Raw genomic sequence first — 16,431 nt, 5'->3', positions numbered from 1 at the left:
TGTTTAATCAATGGAATATTTTTACAAGTACCCGGTACCGTAGAAAAGGAGGTAAGTTAATTGCTTTATCTGGCTGCTTTTATAATCACTTTAATATTATCTTTAGCAATAACTCCAGTTGTGATCAAGCTGGCTCATCGCTTTAATTTTATTGACCAGCCTGGAGAAAGAAAAATAAACAAAAAGGTTATTGCTACAGCAGGAGGAACGGCAATTTATCTTGCCTTTATGATACCTCTCAGGTTTTTTCTGCCTGCCAATCAGACAATTAAAGGCATCATTATTGGTGGAACTTTTATGCTGATTTTAGGTCTGCTGGATGATAAATTCGAAATTTCTGCTCCTTTAAAATTTATTGGTCAGATAATAGGGGCTTTAATCTTAATTTATTATGGTGTGAAAATTAATTTTATCACTAACCCTTTTGGCGGCTTTATTTATCTTGGTGTTTATACAGTTCCTTTTACAGTTTTCTGGATTGTCAGTATCATTAATACTATTAATTTAATTGATGGTCTTGATGGCCTGGCAGCAGGAGTTTCGATTATCGCAGTTTTAACTCTTTTTGCGGTTGCGCTGCAGGAAAATCAAATTGTGGCTCCAATGCTGGCAGTTTTACTTGCCGGGAGCTGTTTTGGCTTTTTAAAATACAATTTTAATCCCGCTAAAGTTTTTATGGGGGATACAGGCTCCATGTTTATCGGCTATATTATTGCAGCTGTCTCGATTACCGGGGCCTTAAAAAGTGCGGCAGCGGTGACCATTTTTGTGCCGATGCTGGCTCTGGCAATTCCAATTATGGATACTACCTTTGCTATTATCAGAAGAATTTTTAATGATCGTCCAATTGGAGAGGCTGACCATGGACATATTCATCATCGGCTGCTGGCAATTGGAATGAACCAGAAACAGGCTGTAATCTCAGTTTATGTGATCAGTGCAATCCTGGGAACAGTGGCTTTTGTCATTAACGGGATTAAATTTGATCATGCTTTAATTATCTTTGTTTCAGTGATTTTAATAATTATTTATGGAGCCAAAAAACTGGGGATTTTTTCTGTTAAACTTCCCAAAGAAGGTTGTTCTCTGGAAGACGGCTAATTGGATTGAAAGCTAATTTATATGAGCAAATTACTCAACTATTTGTTGGTTTTTTACAGAATCTAGTTGGCTGAAAATATAAAATAGAGACTGTAGTAAAAAACTTGTTCTTTTAAAAACTTTGTTGTTAAATTCACAATTTAGCTTGCAACTTTAGTCTTTATATAATAAAATATGACAAAGGTAAGATAAAAATGGATAACAAAAATTGGCATCAAATTATGCGTGCTTTATCACTGCTGACCGAAGTTGGACTGGTAATTGTTATTTCAGCAGGAATTGGTTTCGGTCTTGGTTATGTAATTGATAATTTTTTCAATTTTAATTTATTTTTTAAACTAAGTGGGCTTTTTGTTGGTCTTGCCGCTGGTTTTTATTCTGTTTATAAATTGTTAATTTCAACTTTTGATGATTAAATTAATATTTTTTACTAATTTTGGTTGATTAAAGTTATTTTAGATAAATTAACTTTTATTATTTTTAAACTATTTTTATGAGAGGAGGAAGAATTTTGAATCCAGGTCCACAGATATTATTTTATCTTTTTGGAAAAGATTATTTACCGATTACGGACACCCTGATTGTAGGTTGGGTTTCTGTAATTATTATTTTGATAGGAGCTAAGTATTTAACTACCAGTTTGACTCTCCGTCCTAATGGCAAGCAAAATGTAGCTGAGTTTATAATAGAGATAATTTATAAACAGATTGAACCTATGCTGCCGGGAGAAGGCTGGAGATTCCTTCCTTTTATTGCCACTATTTTTATTTACATCGGTGTGGGTAATTTGATTGGAGTTGTACCGGGTGTCACCAACCCGACTGGAGATTTAAATACTACCCTGGGACTGGCGCTGGTGGTCTTTGTTGTAACTCAATACGAAGGCATGCGAGAGTATGGTGTCTGGGGGTATATAAAAGGTTTTGCCGAACCGGTAATCTTTTTGCTTCCAATTAATATTATAGGAGAATTAGCAAAACCTATTTCTCACTCTTTCCGTCTTTTTGGTAACATTGTGGGTGGAGGTATAATTATTACCCTTATTTATCAGGCGGCCCCGGCTTTAATTCCGGTACCACTGCATGCCTGGTTTGGGATATTTGTTGGTGCGATTCAGGCTCTGATTTTTGGGATGGTTGCTATTGCCTATATTTCAGTTGCTAAGTCTTAGTCTTGAGAAAGGAGGCAAATCATGATAGAATTTTCACCCGAAGTGGCCAGTACAGTTATTACAACTGTCTCTTATATTGCTGCAGGGGCAGCGATGATTGCAGGAGTTGGTCCCGGAGTTGGAATGGGTTTTGCTGCCGGTAAAGCAACATCTGCTGTCAGAAGACAGCCTGAGGCTAGAGGTCCAATTATTACAACTATGCTGCTGGGACAGGTAATATCAGCTTCAACTGGTATTTATTCTCTGGTTATTGCGATCTTTTTGATTTTTGGAATTTAGTTCCCGAATAAGCGAGGACTAAATAATTAAGGAGTAATAGATGAAAGATATTGATAATCCACATAAAGTACAGAAAGAAATCCTGAAAAAAACTTATTTGATTTCTTTACTGCCAATTATATCTTCTTTACTGGCAGGAGAATATGATATTACCCTGGGTTTTGTTTTTGGCCTGGTAATTGCCACTCTTCTGCTCAGATTAAAATATAATAACATAATCAGGGCATTAAGTATGGAAGAAGAATCAGCTGAGAAGTTTATCAGAAACAGATATTTTTTAGAATATGCCCTCTATTTTTTGGTACTGATTACTGCCGTTAGACATGCCAGGCTCAATTTTCTGGCAGCTGCAGTAGGTTTATTTATGATTAAATTTGTTGTGATTTCTTGGTCAGTTATTGATTTAATTAAAGATACTTTTCAAAGTAAAATTGATGAGTATAAATAAGAATTCTTGTTTTTTAATATTGAAAGGAGGAAATTATAATGGTAGAATTTTCACCAGAAGTTATTGACACAATTATTAGAGCAGCCGCACTTTTAGGAGCAGGTTTTGCAATGATTGCAGGTATTGGTCCTGGTATTGGTCAGGGTTATGCTGCTGGTAAAGCTGTAGAATCTGTAGCTAGAGATCCTGAAGCAAGAGGTAATATTATTACAACTATGCTTTTAGGTCAGGCTGTTGCTGAGTCAACAGGCATTTATTCTCTGGTTATTGCCATTGTTTTAATCTTTACAATATAGTTTAAGTCTGTAGTTAAGTCGGGAGAGTAATTCTCCTGACTTAATAGTGCTTACTATATTATTTGTTTGATAGCCCATCTTAAATGATGGGCCGTTAATAAAATCGGCATATTTTGCTGCCGATTTTTATAAAATTTTGAGTATAAATATTTTGGGCGGAAATTAAGCCTGAATTATCTTTCAGGAGGTGAATGTACTCTTGGTTAATATTAACACTACAATGTTATGGCAGTTATTAAACTTTTTTGTTTTAATGTTTTTATTAAAAAGATATCTCTATTCTCCAGTAAAAGAAATACTGGATAAAAGAGCTGATCAGATCAACAGTGATCTGGATGAAGCCGAAGAGACAAGAAAAGAAGCGGAAGAAATTAAAGCAGAATACGAGCAGAAACTTAAAAATGCTCATAATGAGGCTCAAAAAATTGTAGATAAAGCAGAAAGTAGAGCCAACAAAAAAGCTAAAGATATTATAAATAACGCAGAAGAAAAGGCTGATAATTTAAAGGCCAAAAAGTTAGAAGAAATTGAACAGGCGAAAAAAGAAGCAGCAGCTGAACTTAGAGACGATATTGCTGATTACACAGTTCAGGCAGCAAACAAACTAATCCAGGAGCAATTAGACGAGAATAAACATCAGCAGATGATTATGAACTTTATAGATCAGCTGGATAAAGAGAAACTGGGTGAGCTGCAATGAGAAATGAAGTAGCGTCTAAGTACAGTCGAGCTTTATTTGGGCTGGGTAAAGACCATGATAATCTTTTAGAATTAAAAGAAAATCTGTCTGAGTTCTGGCAGCTGATAGAGGATAATGAAGATTTAAATGAACTTCTTTTTCATCAGCGGATAACTCCTGAGGATAAAAAGAGGATTCTGGGGAAGATCTTTGCTGAAGAACTTGACGAGGATATTTTGCATTTTCTGTATATTTTAATTGATAAAAGAAGAGAATTTTTTCTGGAATCAATTATTAAAGAATTTGACACACTTGTTGATGATGCGGAAAGTATTATGCATGTAGAAGTTACATCAGCTGTAGAATTAGATGATTCTATACTTGATAAATTAAAAGAAAAATTAGATTCACTGGTAGACTATAATATTCAGATAAAAAATAATGTAAATGAAGAAATTATTGCTGGTATTGTATTAAAAATTGAAGATTATATTATTGACGGCAGTCTGCGCAATGAGCTTAACTCATTAAATCAGAAGCTAAAATCGATTCCAGTAAGTAAGTTAGGGGTGAATTAATTTGAAACTGAGACCTGAAGAAATAAGTTCGATTATAAAAAAAGAAATAGAAAATTACGGACAAAAATTAGAATCCGTGGGTGTCGGTACTGTATTAGATGTTGGTGATGGTATCGCTCATGTCTACGGTCTTAAGGATGCTATGTCCGGAGAACTTCTGGAATTTCCCAATGAAGTTTTCGGAATGGCACTGAACTTAGAGGAAGATAATATCGGGGTTGTTTTACTCGGTGATGAAACATTAATTGAAGAGGGTGATGATGTAAAACGCACCGGTCGGGTGGTTGAGGTTCCGGTTGGAGATGCTCTTTTAGGAAGAGTTGTTAATCCACTTGGACAGCCGCTTGATGGAAAAGGTGCAATTGACAGTGATACATATCGTCCAGTAGAATCGGAAGCACCTGGTGTAGTTGAGCGTCAGCCTGTAGAAGTACCACTGCAGACAGGTTTAAAATCAATTGATGCGATGACTCCAATTGGAAGAGGTCAGCGTGAGCTAATAATCGGTGACCGTCAGACTGGTAAAACAGCAATTGGTATTGATACAATTATTAACCAGAAAGATAATGACGTAATCTGTATTTATGTGGCTATCGGCCAGAAAAATTCAACCGTAGCTCAGCTTACAGAAAGACTGAGAGAAGAAGGAGCAATGGATTATACTATAGTAGTTTCTGCTACTGCAAGTGAGCCAGCTCCAATTAGATATATTGCACCTTATGCCGGTTGTGCTATGGGTGAGCATTTTATGTACGAAGATGATAGAGATGTGCTGATTATTTATGATGATCTTTCCAAACATGCGGTGGCTTACCGTTCCATGTCACTTCTTTTAAGAAGACCACCTGGACGTGAAGCTTATCCTGGTGATGTATTCTACTTACACTCCCGGTTATTAGAGCGTGCAGCTAAATTGAATGATGATTTAGGTGGAGGTTCTTTAACTGCTCTGCCGATCATTGAAACTCAGGCTGGAGATGTTTCCGCCTACATTCCGACCAACGTAATTTCGATTACTGATGGTCAGATTTATCTTGAGAGTGAGTTATTCTTCTCAGGTGTAAGACCGGCTGTTAACGTAGGTATTTCTGTATCTCGTGTTGGTGGTAATGCTCAGATTAAGGCAATGAAGGATGTTGCCGGTACATTGAGACTGGATTTATCTCAGTATCGTGAGCTTGAGGCTTTCTCCCAGTTTGGATCTGACCTTGACAAAGCTACTCAGCAGAAACTGGCCCGTGGAGAAAGAATTGTAGAGATTCTAAAACAGAACCAGTATTCACCAATGCCGGTAGCAGAACAGGTTATCATTATTTATACTGTAACAAATGGTCATTTAGATGATCTTCCAGTTGATAATTTAGGACGATTTGAAGAAGAATATCTTAACTTTATCGACAGCAATTATGCTGAAGTAAAAGAAGAAATTGTTGAATCAGGAAAATTATCTGATGAGCTGAAAGAAAAATTAAATGAGATGGTTAAAGAATTCAAAGATATGTTCCAGATTCAAAAAAATACTATTGTAGATATGGATTCTAGCGAAGCTGATACCGAAGCAGAGGAAGCTGAGGTGAAATAACAATGCAGAATATGCGCGATATTCAGAGGCGGATAGGGAGTGTTAAAAACACTCAAAAGATTACCAGAGCCATGAAAATGGTTGCTGCCGCCAAACTGAAAAATGCTCAGGATAGAGCAGAAGATGCCCGACCTTTTTTCAATAAAACTGTGGAAGTTTTAAGAGGTGTGTTTACCAGAACTAAAGAAGCGACTCATCCACTTTTAGCAGAAAGAGAGGGCGGCAGACATTTAGTAATTGTTATTACAGGTGATAGAGGTCTCTGTGGAGCCTATAATCATAAGGTGATTGATGCAGCTGAAGAGATTGTGGAAACAGAAGAAGAGGTTTCTTTAATGGTTCTCGGCCGTAAGGCTCGTGACTATTTCCGCCGCCTTGAGACAGATATCATGGCCGAATATGTTCAGCTTGATGATTATCCAGGTTATGGTTTTTCCAACAATCTCGCTGACGAGATTATTCATCATTTTGAAGCAGAAGATGTTAATAAGGTATCACTAGTTTATACTCACTTTAATTCCGCTATCAGTCAGTCAGTAAAAACTATGCAGCTTTTACCTGTAGAAAAATTTGAGGAAGAAGCAGAGGCAGAGGCGGCTGAAGTTGAGGAGCAGGAGCAGATGGATGCGGAAACAGCGGGAGAGGAAGCAGAAGCAAAAAAATATGTAGATTATATTTTTGAACCTTCCCCGGCTGAAGTTTTTGCTAATATTTTACCGCAGTATTTAATTAATGTAATTTATTCAGCTCTTTTAGAGTCTAAAGCAAGTGAGTTTGGTGCCCGGATGACTGCCATGGATTCTGCAACTGAAAATGCAAACGAAATGATCGATAAATTGACATTGAAATATAACAGAGCCCGTCAGGCAGAAATCACTAAAGAAATCACAGAAATTGTTGGTGGAGCAGAGGCACTTAAATAAAGTTTTATTAAAGGAGGAATTTGCGTGAGTGACCAGAACATTGGTAGAGTAGTTCAGGTTATCGGACCGGTAGTTGATATCGAATTTCCGGATGGTAATATACCTAAGATCTACAATGCTATCAAAATACAAAATGAAGAAAATGACATAGATTTAACCTGTGAAGTAATGCAGCAGCTGGGTGATGACAGAGTAAAAACAGTTGCTATGTCTTCCACAGATGGACTTGTAAGAGGAATGGAAGCTGTAGATACAGGAGATCCAATCAGTACCCCGGTTGGTGAAGCAGTTCTCGGAAGAGTATTTAATGTTTTAGGAGAGACAATTGATAATCGTGGTGAGGTAGAGACAGACGAAAGAATGCCTATTCACCGGCCTGCTCCAAAGTTTGAAGAGCAGGAATCATCAACAGAACTTTTCGAAACTGGAATTAAAGTTATTGACCTTTTAGCGCCCTATACTCGTGGTGGTAAGGTTGGTCTCTTTGGTGGTGCTGGTGTAGGTAAAACGGTACTTATCCAGGAATTAATTAATAACATAGCGACAGAGCACGGTGGTTATTCTGTATTCTCCGGTGTAGGAGAAAGAACCAGAGAAGGTAATGACCTCTGGCTGGAATTCCAGGAAGCCGATATTTTAGATAAGGTTGCCATGGTTTTTGGTCAGATGAATGAGCCACCTGGAGCCCGGATGCGGGTTGGTCTTACAGGATTGACAATGGCTGAATATTTCCGTGATGAGGCCGGTCAGGATGTATTATTATTTATTGATAATATTTTCCGTTTTATTCAGGCTGGTTCTGAAGTATCTGCACTTTTAGGTAGAATGCCTTCAGCGGTAGGTTATCAGCCAACACTTGCTTATGATGTTGGTACCTTACAGGAGAGAATTACTTCAACCAAGAAAGGTTCAATCACATCTGTTCAGGCAGTTTATGTACCTGCAGATGACCTGACTGACCCTGCTCCTGCAACCACATTTGCTCACTTAGATGCTACAACAGTACTCTCAAGAGATATTGTGGAAAAAGGAATTTATCCTGCTGTTGACCCACTTGATTCAACTTCTAATATTCTTGATCCCAGAATTCTGGGAGATGAACATTATAATGTTGCTCGTGAGGTACAGGAGATTTTACAGGAATACAAAGACTTACAGGATATTATCGCCATTCTGGGTATGGATGAATTATCTGAAGAAGATAAAATTGTTGTAAATAGAGCTCGTCGGATTGAACGTTTCCTATCTCAGCCTTTCTTTGTTGCTGAGCAGTTTACAGGAACTCCAGGTAAGTATGTAGAACTGGATGATACAATTCGCGGATTTAAAGGAATTTTAGAAGGGCGTTATGATGATCTGCCGGAGGAAGCTTTCTATATGGTAGGTACAATCGAAGACGCAGTAGAAAAAGCTAAACAGCTGGAAGAAGGTGAGTAGCCAATGGCTGCTGCACCAAAAATTAAGCTTGATGTAGTAACTCCGGAAAAATTGGTCTACAGTGAACAGGTAGACTTGATAGAAGCACCAGCTATTGATGGATTGATCGGTATCTGGCCCAAACATGCTCCCTTAGTAACAGCAATGAAAATTGGAACTGTTAGAGTTGTTAAAGAGGGTGAGGAAACTCAGATAGCTATCAGTAACGGTTTTATGGAAGTTCAGCCTGATCAGATTAATCTGGTGGTCAGAACAGCTGAGCTGCCGGAAGAAATTGATATTGAGCGGGCAGAAGCTGCCCGGGAACGGGCGGAAGAAAAGCTGGAAAAAGGTCACGAAAATGTTGATTTTGCCCGTGCCGAAGCAGCCTATGATCGGGCCCTGGCGCGTCTCAAAGCAGCCGGGCACCATGATCACGGTTATGATCGTTTATAACTGAAAATGTTCGTTTATGTGCACGCACCGTGAACCGCCCGATTTATGTCGAAAAAAGTCGGGAGGCTTTAAATAGAATATTTATTGTATAATTAAAGGGCCCTAACCAGGGCTCTTTTCTCTTTCTATTTACTTTATTTATTTCCGAATATTGGTTCGGTAAACGGTAGGTGTACATCTCGAACTGAAAGTGTTAAAATATTAAGAGGAGGGTATAATTATGCCAAACAATAATGAAAGTAAATTAGAGCGAAAAGCCCGTGAGGGAGCTTTTGGTCCGACTGAAATTAAAAAAGGTGAAAAAAATAGATTTCTGGGTGAATATGCAGAACGAGTTATTGCTTATTTGACAGAGGATCAGATTAAAGAAAGAGCTTTATACCCTGAGGTAAAAGATGCTTTAAAAAGTAAAGAGGCAAATAAGCTGATAATTAGAGGAGATATTGATAAAAAATGTATCTCAGATTATATAAAATGGGCCCGGGAAGAAGGGCTTCGATTTAATAGAAAAAACTCTCCCGACTTCCGGGGAAATGTAGCTCTGGCAGTTGCCGGGAAAGATGCAGTAACCCAGCAGTTTGGACGGATTCCTGATCGACAAGAAAAGTTGCAAAAAAAAGGTTTATCTGATAACATTATAAGGAATGCAGGCTCTTTGCTCTGCAGTGATTGTTGGAAGGAATTAATGGAAAAAGCGCCGGAAGAAAAAATAAATTACAAAAAGGCCGGCATATTCGATAAATTAACTGGTACAGATTGTATAGGCTGTCAAAATAAATAACTGACATTTATCAATGATTAAATAATGAAATTTAATTCGATTTTATAGTATTTAAAGGAATGATTTATTTTAGAAAGGGGCTTTTAGAAGTGGACAAGTATATTATTCAGGGTTTAAATCCACTTGCAGGAGAAATTAAAGTTGGGGGATCAAAAAATGCAGGTTTACCAATTATAGCTGCATCTTTACTTGCTGATTCTCAGGTTGTGCTAGATGATATTCCGCGACTTAGAGATGTCACCAATTTATGCAGTATTATTGAAGATATGGGTGCAAAAATAGAAAGAAATAAAAATAGGATTCAGATTGATCCAACTGGAGAAATTAAAACAGAAGCAGATCATGATTTAGCAAGGAAACTGCGTGCTTCTTACTATATACTGGGAGTGATGCTTGCCAAATCAGGTCATGCCAGAACCACCCTTCCCGGAGGTTGTAATATTGGTAATCGTCCTATCGACCTTCATCTTAAGGGTTTCAGGGCTCTGGGAGCAGAGGTTAATTTAGACCATGGAGTTGTGGATGTAAAGGCTGATCAATTAAAAGGAGCAGAGATTTATCTTGATTATCCCAGTGTAGGGGCTACTATTAATATTATGATTGCTGCCAGCCGGGCTGAGGGTAAAACAGTTATCGAAAATGCTGCCCGGGAACCAGAAATTGTCGACCTGGCAAACTTTTTGACTGTGATGGGAGCTAATATTAAAGGTGTAGGTACAGATATCATCAAAATTGAAGGTGTAGATGAGATGCATGGAGTTGAACATCGAATCATACCTGATCGGATCGAGGCTGGTACATATATGATAGCGGCTGCTATCACTGGTGGAGATGTATTTGTACGCAATGTACTGACTGAACATGTAAAACCATTAATTGCTAAAATGCATGAGATGGGCATTACTGTAGAAGAAGACATAGCAGGTGTCAGGGTTAAAGCAGGGAATGACTTAAAGGCGGTTGATGTTAAAACACTGCCTTACCCGGGTTTTCCTACAGACATGCAGTCTCAAATGATGGCTTTATTGACTCAAACTGATGAGACGAGTTTAATTATCGAAACAGTCTGGGAAAATCGTTTTATGCATGTAGATGAGCTGAAGAGAATGGGAGCAGAAATCAAAATTGATGGACACAGTGCTCTCATCAAACCGGGCCGCCTGACTGGTGCCGAAGTAAAAGCTACAGATCTGCGGGCAGGAGCTGCACTTATTCTGGCCGGGCTGGCTGCCGAAGGAGAAACAGAGGTCAAGGATATCTATCATGTAGAGCGTGGGTATGAAAATATAGAGAAGAAGCTGCGAGGAGTTGGAGCTTCAATAAATAAAGTATCTGAGTAAATAAAACCTGCCGCTGATATTTCAGCGGTTTTCTGTTTTAAAAGTCAATTTTTGCTTTTCAAAAAAATAAGGTGGTGAAAAAAATGATTACAACAGTAACGCTGAATCCAGCTATTGACCGCGAATATTTTGTTGATAAAAATGAAGTCATGAAAAACCAGTTTATTTATAATGATCAAGACTTAAAGATTTACCCGGGTGGAAAAGGCTTAATTAGTGCAATTAATTTTAAGTCTCTGGGCTATAAGGATGTGCAAAATATTGGTTTTGTTGGCGGCAAACAGGGATTGTTTTTCGAAAAAATGGTGCAGAAACAGGATATTATCAGCAACTATATTTATACTGAAAGTGAAATTAGAAATAATGTTAAAATAATTGGTCGGGATCCTGCAACCTATACCCAGTATAACGATTATACTTACCGGGTAGAAAAAGAAGATGTAAAAGAATTAATTGTTCGTTTTAAAAGGTCAATTTCCGAGAGTAATTGTATTTTAATTTCAGGTTCAGTACCTGAGGGAGTAGATTTTGATATCTATCAGCGCTTGATAAAAATTGCCAAAGATAAAGGTAAACATGTATTTCTGCAGGCGAGTGGTGAAGCTTTAAAGCTGGCCTTAGAGTCAAATCCCGATGTAGTGACACCTTATTTTAAGCACCACAAAACAATTCTGGATATGGAAATGAATGATAAAGAAGATTACATTAAAGCAGGAAAAGAAATTCAAAAAAGGGGAGCAAAAAGAGTAATGATTCCCTTTCACTGTGACCGTCTGCTTTTTGATAGAAATGGAGATGTCTATCAGCTCTCACCTAAAGGATACTGTATTGTTAACTGGCTTGGTTCCAGTGATGCTTATAATACAGGCTATCTTGATTATGCTTTTAAAACAGATGATTTTGACTTTTTAGAGGCCAATCGACGCGGTGGAGCAGCTGCTCTGTGGATAGCAGAGAATAAAGAAATTTATTTAAAGGATAGAGAAAATTATAATGCCTGTCTTGATCGACTGGAAATCAATAAGCTGGAGGTGTAAAAAATGAGTAATGTAAGAGATTATATGGTCCGGACTATGAATTCAGTTACTCCGGAGGACAGTATTCGCAAGGCAATAATTTTAATGTATAGATCAGAGCAGTCTGTACTGCCTGTGGTTGATAATCAAAACCTATTTGTGGGAACTATTTATAGTAATAATATACTTAAAAACATAATTCCAGAGAGTTTTGGTTTTCTAGACAGCAGCCGTCTTTTTTATGAGGTTAATGAAGCTGTAGAGAATTTAAAATATGTTAAGGACGAAAAGGTCGAGAAGTATATGTCCCGCAACCGGGATGCGGTTAAAGAAGACAGTGATATGAAAAAACTGGCTGACATTATGCTTAACAATAAAGAATCCCTGCTTTTTGTAATTAATGAAAATGGTTTTCTAAGAGGTTTTATCGAAAGATCTAACCTGCTGCATTACTTATTAGATGAGGCTGGGAATGGTAAAGCTGATTGATAATCATTATCTATTTATAATTTTATAATTTATATAAGCAAAATAGAATGAAATGAGGTGTAAATCATGGATGATTTAATGTCTTTAGCTCCACATCAGGTGGAAGAATGGCTGGTTATTAATAATATAGCGAATAAAGAAATTTATTTGATTTCTTTATTCCTGCTCTTTGCTTTTTTAATAGTATTACTTGCTAAAAGGTATAAAGTTCCGATTGTAGTAGGTTATGTATTTCTGGGAATTTTATTGAGTCCGGATATCATTTCGCTTTTTCCGCTGATTGATCAAGAAATGTCAAATATGTATACTTTAATTCTGGCTAATTTAGATTATATTACCAATATTGCTCTGGCCTTTATTGCTTTTACTATCGGGAGTGAACTTTCACTTAAAACAATGAGACGCCTGGGTAAAAGTATCTTCGCGATAGCCTTAATGGAATCTGTGGCAGCATTTGCAGTTGTTACTACAGCTATTTATTTAATTGGATGGCCGCTTTATATGGCTCTGCTTTTAGGTGCCATTGCTTCTGCTACTGCACCAGCTGCAACAGTAATGGTCTTAAAAGAATATAATGCTGAAGGGCCCTTAACCTCAACCATTATGGCTGTTGTGGGTTTGGATGATGCTTTTGCTTTAATAATTTTCTCGCTGATCAATCCAATTGCTTATTTACAGTACAGCGGCGGCGGAGCGATTGATATAAGTGAAATAATTGTGTTTCCTTTAATCGAAATATTTGGAGCCATTATTATTGGTTTAGCCTTTGGCTATACAGCTCAGTATCTGTTAACTAGATTTAATGAAAAAACGAGAAAAATATTAACTGTTGTAACCACAATCACTTTAAGTTCTTCAGTCTCTATTTTTCTGGGCTTTTCACCTTTAATTGCCAATCTTGCAGTTGGCTTTGCTGTTAGGAACTTTGCCAAAAAGAACCTTCAAATTTCAGAAGAAATGGATACACTGACTATACCACTTTATGCCGTATTTTTTATAATTGCTGGTACAGAAATTAGATTTTCTGAGATGGGTTCCCTTAGTTTTCTGCTGATAGCATTTATTTATTTAACTGCGCGTATCATCGGTAAGGTGGGGGGGGCAACACTGGCTGCCAGGCTTTCTGGAGCTCCTGAGGCAGTAAAAAAATACATTGGTTTTGGACTTTTACCGCAAAGTGGAGTAGCAATTGCTCTGGCTTATTCTGTCCAGAGACAGTATGTCGAGGCTCCAGAGGTTGGACTTGTAATATTTAACACCTTATTACTGACTGCAGCTATCACAGAAGTTTTTGGTCCGCTGTTAACAAAATATGCGGTAGTAAATGCAGGAGAGTCAAAAGATTAAGATTAACATAAAACAAACGAAAAAAAGCAGCTAAAGACTAATATAACGAAAAAACTGTAGTAATATTTTAATTTTATTTTAAGATTGATAGTTTATAATGGGGGATAAGAATGGAAAATAATATAGAGCTGCATCAACTGCAGGAATGGTTTCATGTCAATGAGCTGCAGACCAGGGCTATTTATTTGATTGCTTTTTTTCTAGTTCTGGCAATGATTGCAATAATAGTTTCAAAAAAATACAGTCTGCCGATAGTAGTAGGATATGTTTTATTTGGGATTGTGATCAGTCCTGATATTTTAAATTTGATTCCATTTCTGGAAAGTGAATTTCACAGCTGGTATGAATTTCTAATTATAAAATTAGATTATATCACCCAGATTGCACTGGCTTTTATAGTCTTTACTATCGGGAGTGAACTTTCTTTAAGAACTTTTAAACGACTTGGTAAAAATATATACATAATCACTATTTTTGAAGCTCTGGGGGCTGCTCTTATTTCAGGTCTGGCAGTTTATATTATAGGAGCACCGATCTATATGGCCCTGCTGCTGGGAGCAATCGCCGCTGCTTCAGCGCCAGCTTCAACAATTATGGTCTTAAAAGAATATAATGCGGAAGGACCTTTAAGTTCAACCCTGATGGCAGTAGTTGGTCTGGATAATACTCTGGCTTTAATTCTTTTTGCCCTGATCAGCCCGATTGCTATGATGTTTATTGGTACAGGAGAGTCACTTTCGATCCAGCTTTTATTAGTACCAGTTTTCGAAATTTCGGCAGCAATTATGATCGGTCTGGTGCTTGGCTATTTAACCCAGCATTACATTAGTCTGGTTGATGATAAAACTAAAAAAGTTGTATCGATTCTGACTTCGATAGTACTCAGCTCGGCTCTCAGTCTGGTTTTTGGACTGTCATCTTTGATTGCTAATCTGGCACTTGGTTTTGCCATCAGAAACTTTGCTGAAAAGAACCTGGAAATTTCTGAATATCTTGACACATTGACTATTCCTTTATATGCCATGTTTTTCATTTTTGCGGGGGCTGAAATTCGCTTTACTCAGATGGGTTCTGCGGTTTTTCTGCTTACAGCTCTTGTGTTTTTAGTTTCTAGAATTATTGGTAAATATGGAGGAGCAATCCTGGCCGGCCATTTTTCGGATGCAGCTCCTGTAGTCAAAAAATATATTGGTCTGGGCTTATTTCCCCAGGGGGGAGTAGCTATTGCCCTTGCGTTTTCTGTGCAGAAGCAGTTTACTCAGATTCCAGATACATCTTTAATGATTTTCAATATGGTTATTTTAACTGCTGCTTTAACTGAAATTTTTGGTCCGTTATTTACTAAAGAAGCAGTTATCAGATCCGGAGAAGCAGAAGCATAAATCATTTTGACAGCTGCAGGAATTAATGATTATTTAGAGAAATCTTATTATAGCAGCTTAGTAATTAAATTGACCTGTCAGGACAGGCAATTAACAGGGAGGAGTATGCTATTGAATTTTTTTAATAGATTTAGTAAAAAAATTGCAATTGATTTAGGGACAGCTACAGTGATAATTTATGAGAGTGATAAAGGAATTGTTCTCCAGGAACCTTCTTTTGTGGCTCTTGATACAAATACAAACAAGATAATTGCGGTTGGAGAAGAAGCCCGGCGGATGCTGGGAAGAACTCCCGGGAATATTGAAGTTATTAGGCCACTTAAAGACGGTGTTATAGCAAATTTTGAGGTCGCGGAAATGATGCTTAAGAGTTTTTTGAAAAAAGTCGGAGTTAAAAGTAGATTTATTAAACCTTTGATTATGGTCTGTATACCTGTTGGAGTTACCGGAGTTGAAAGCCGTGCGGTTCTGGAAGCGGCAGTTCAGGTTGGAGCTCGCAAGGCGTTTTTGATTGAAGAACCGGTAGCAGCTGCAATTGGAGCAGGTCTCAGAATTGAAAAAGCAGAAGGTAATATGATAATTGATATTGGTGGAGGAACAACAGAAATTGCTGTCCTTTCCTTAGGGGGAATTGTTGTCGGGGAGTCGATTAGAGTTGGTGGTGATAAGTTTGATGAGGCTCTGGTCCGTTATGTTCGAGAAAATTATAACTTAGTTATTGGGGAATCAACCGCTGAGGAAATTAAGATAAATATTGGTAGTGCTAATCCCAATTATTCTGCCACCTATGAAGTTAAAGGTAGAGATTTAATGACAGGACTGCCCAGACATATAGAATTAACAGCCCAGGAAACCAATAAAGCCTTTAAAGAATTACTGGATAATATTGCTCAGGGAGCCAGACGAGTTTTAGAAAAAACACCACCAGAGCTATCTGCCGATATAGTCGAAAAAGGCATTATTTTAACTGGTGGTGGTTCTTTACTGGAAGGTCTTGATAAATTTATCAGTCAGCAGACAGAGGTTGGAGCCTTTGTAACTGATGATCCGCTGGTCTGTGTTGCTGAAGGAACAGGACAGGCTCTAAATGAATTAGATAAAATTTCAAATGTATTAAGCACAGGTGATCAGGGCATTTTATCGTAAA

General features: G+C 37.6%; 19 protein-coding genes. All 19 read left to right on the top strand.

Translation table 11 applies throughout. The features are described from left to right. The first annotated feature begins 60 nt into the window (after positions 1-60). The 19 genes from C7958_RS06090 (at position 61) to mreB (ending at position 16,430) form a co-directional block, all read left to right on the top strand. Complete coding sequence (locus tag C7958_RS06090; RefSeq protein ID WP_111571780.1) at positions 61-1,101, top strand: glycosyltransferase family 4 protein; 1,041 nt, start codon at positions 61-63, stop codon at positions 1,099-1,101. A gap of 194 nt (positions 1,102-1,295) precedes the next feature. Next, on the top strand, positions 1,296-1,517 hold the full coding sequence (locus C7958_RS06085) for an AtpZ/AtpI family protein (protein WP_111571779.1): 222 nt from the start codon (positions 1,296-1,298) through the stop codon (positions 1,515-1,517). Between the two features lie 95 nt (positions 1,518-1,612). Beyond that, a complete protein-coding gene (gene atpB, locus C7958_RS06080) occupies positions 1,613-2,272 on the top strand; it encodes a F0F1 ATP synthase subunit A (protein ID WP_111571778.1) in 660 nt (219 codons plus the stop codon). A 21-nt stretch (positions 2,273-2,293) separates the two neighbouring features. Then, positions 2,294-2,551 (top strand): ATP synthase F0 subunit C, encoded by a 258-nt coding sequence (atpE, locus tag C7958_RS06075; RefSeq protein ID WP_111571777.1) that lies wholly within the window; start codon positions 2,294-2,296, stop codon positions 2,549-2,551. A gap of 40 nt (positions 2,552-2,591) precedes the next feature. Beyond that, positions 2,592-2,999 carry an ATP synthase subunit I gene (locus C7958_RS06070; protein ID WP_111571776.1) on the top strand — a complete coding sequence of 136 codons (408 nt, stop codon included), beginning with the start codon at positions 2,592-2,594 and terminating at the stop codon, positions 2,997-2,999. Between the two features lie 38 nt (positions 3,000-3,037). After that, complete coding sequence (gene atpE / locus C7958_RS06065; protein WP_111571775.1) at positions 3,038-3,295, top strand: ATP synthase F0 subunit C; 258 nt, start codon at positions 3,038-3,040, stop codon at positions 3,293-3,295. A gap of 199 nt (positions 3,296-3,494) precedes the next feature. Then, positions 3,495-3,995: a F0F1 ATP synthase subunit B gene (gene atpF / locus C7958_RS06060; protein WP_111571774.1), complete on the top strand. Its 501-nt coding sequence runs from the start codon at positions 3,495-3,497 to the stop codon at positions 3,993-3,995. Further along, positions 3,992-4,552: an ATP synthase F1 subunit delta gene (gene atpH, locus C7958_RS06055; RefSeq protein ID WP_111571773.1), complete on the top strand. Its 561-nt coding sequence runs from the start codon at positions 3,992-3,994 to the stop codon at positions 4,550-4,552. Before atpF ends, atpH begins: the two co-directional genes overlap by 4 nt. A gap of 1 nt (position 4,553) precedes the next feature. Beyond that, positions 4,554-6,134: a F0F1 ATP synthase subunit alpha gene (atpA, locus tag C7958_RS06050; RefSeq protein WP_111571772.1), complete on the top strand. Its 1,581-nt coding sequence runs from the start codon at positions 4,554-4,556 to the stop codon at positions 6,132-6,134. Positions 6,135-6,136: 2 nt separating this feature from the next. Further along, entirely contained in the window at positions 6,137-7,057 is a 921-nt protein-coding gene (gene atpG / locus C7958_RS06045; protein ID WP_111571771.1) for an ATP synthase F1 subunit gamma, read from the top strand. A gap of 24 nt (positions 7,058-7,081) precedes the next feature. Beyond that, the gene (gene atpD / locus C7958_RS06040) at positions 7,082-8,494 is read left to right on the top strand and encodes a F0F1 ATP synthase subunit beta (RefSeq protein WP_111571770.1); all 1,413 of its coding nucleotides are present in this window, start codon (positions 7,082-7,084) and stop codon (positions 8,492-8,494) included. A 3-nt stretch (positions 8,495-8,497) separates the two neighbouring features. Next, complete coding sequence (locus C7958_RS06035; protein WP_111571769.1) at positions 8,498-8,929, top strand: F0F1 ATP synthase subunit epsilon; 432 nt, start codon at positions 8,498-8,500, stop codon at positions 8,927-8,929. A gap of 220 nt (positions 8,930-9,149) precedes the next feature. Further along, positions 9,150-9,710, top strand: a complete 561-nt coding sequence (locus C7958_RS06030; protein ID WP_111571768.1) for a YueI family protein — start codon at positions 9,150-9,152, stop codon at positions 9,708-9,710. 59 nt (positions 9,711-9,769) lie between these two features. After that, positions 9,770-11,050, top strand: a complete 1,281-nt coding sequence (locus C7958_RS06025; protein WP_111571767.1) for a UDP-N-acetylglucosamine 1-carboxyvinyltransferase — start codon at positions 9,770-9,772, stop codon at positions 11,048-11,050. Positions 11,051-11,133: 83 nt separating this feature from the next. Further along, on the top strand, positions 11,134-12,087 hold the full coding sequence (locus tag C7958_RS06020) for a 1-phosphofructokinase family hexose kinase (protein WP_111571766.1): 954 nt from the start codon (positions 11,134-11,136) through the stop codon (positions 12,085-12,087). Positions 12,088-12,090: 3 nt separating this feature from the next. Then, positions 12,091-12,555 carry a CBS domain-containing protein gene (locus C7958_RS06015; RefSeq protein ID WP_111571765.1) on the top strand — a complete coding sequence of 155 codons (465 nt, stop codon included), beginning with the start codon at positions 12,091-12,093 and terminating at the stop codon, positions 12,553-12,555. 66 nt (positions 12,556-12,621) lie between these two features. Next, a complete protein-coding gene (locus C7958_RS06010; RefSeq protein ID WP_111571764.1) occupies positions 12,622-13,902 on the top strand; it encodes a cation:proton antiporter in 1,281 nt (426 codons plus the stop codon). A 110-nt stretch (positions 13,903-14,012) separates the two neighbouring features. Beyond that, on the top strand, positions 14,013-15,284 hold the full coding sequence (locus tag C7958_RS06005; protein ID WP_111571763.1) for a cation:proton antiporter: 1,272 nt from the start codon (positions 14,013-14,015) through the stop codon (positions 15,282-15,284). 105 nt (positions 15,285-15,389) lie between these two features. Next, complete coding sequence (mreB, locus tag C7958_RS06000) at positions 15,390-16,430, top strand: rod shape-determining protein (protein WP_111571814.1); 1,041 nt, start codon at positions 15,390-15,392, stop codon at positions 16,428-16,430. The last annotated feature ends 1 nt before the right edge of the window (position 16,431 follow it).

Origin of the sequence: Halanaerobium saccharolyticum (assembly GCF_003259895.1) — a bacterium.
Classification (GTDB): domain Bacteria; phylum Bacillota; class Halanaerobiia; order Halanaerobiales; family Halanaerobiaceae; genus Halanaerobium; species Halanaerobium saccharolyticum_A.
Note: the sequence above shows the minus strand (reverse complement) of the source record. Positions and strands in the feature narration are given on the sequence as shown.

Coding starts and splice junctions, on each gene's coding strand:
- C7958_RS06085 (WP_111571779.1), top strand. CDS start 1,296: ATGGATAACAAAAATTGGCATCAAATTATGCGTGCTTTATCACTGCTG.
- atpE (WP_111571777.1), top strand. CDS start 2,294: ATGATAGAATTTTCACCCGAAGTGGCCAGTACAGTTATTACAACTGTC.
- C7958_RS06070 (WP_111571776.1), top strand. CDS start 2,592: ATGAAAGATATTGATAATCCACATAAAGTACAGAAAGAAATCCTGAAA.
- atpE (WP_111571775.1), top strand. CDS start 3,038: ATGGTAGAATTTTCACCAGAAGTTATTGACACAATTATTAGAGCAGCC.
- atpH (WP_111571773.1), top strand. CDS start 3,992: ATGAGAAATGAAGTAGCGTCTAAGTACAGTCGAGCTTTATTTGGGCTG.
- atpG (WP_111571771.1), top strand. CDS start 6,137: ATGCAGAATATGCGCGATATTCAGAGGCGGATAGGGAGTGTTAAAAAC.
- C7958_RS06035 (WP_111571769.1), top strand. CDS start 8,498: ATGGCTGCTGCACCAAAAATTAAGCTTGATGTAGTAACTCCGGAAAAA.
- C7958_RS06030 (WP_111571768.1), top strand. CDS start 9,150: ATGCCAAACAATAATGAAAGTAAATTAGAGCGAAAAGCCCGTGAGGGA.
- C7958_RS06025 (WP_111571767.1), top strand. CDS start 9,770: ATGATTTATTTTAGAAAGGGGCTTTTAGAAGTGGACAAGTATATTATT.
- C7958_RS06020 (WP_111571766.1), top strand. CDS start 11,134: ATGATTACAACAGTAACGCTGAATCCAGCTATTGACCGCGAATATTTT.
- C7958_RS06015 (WP_111571765.1), top strand. CDS start 12,091: ATGAGTAATGTAAGAGATTATATGGTCCGGACTATGAATTCAGTTACT.
- C7958_RS06010 (WP_111571764.1), top strand. CDS start 12,622: ATGGATGATTTAATGTCTTTAGCTCCACATCAGGTGGAAGAATGGCTG.
- C7958_RS06005 (WP_111571763.1), top strand. CDS start 14,013: ATGGAAAATAATATAGAGCTGCATCAACTGCAGGAATGGTTTCATGTC.
- mreB (WP_111571814.1), top strand. CDS start 15,390: ATGCTATTGAATTTTTTTAATAGATTTAGTAAAAAAATTGCAATTGAT.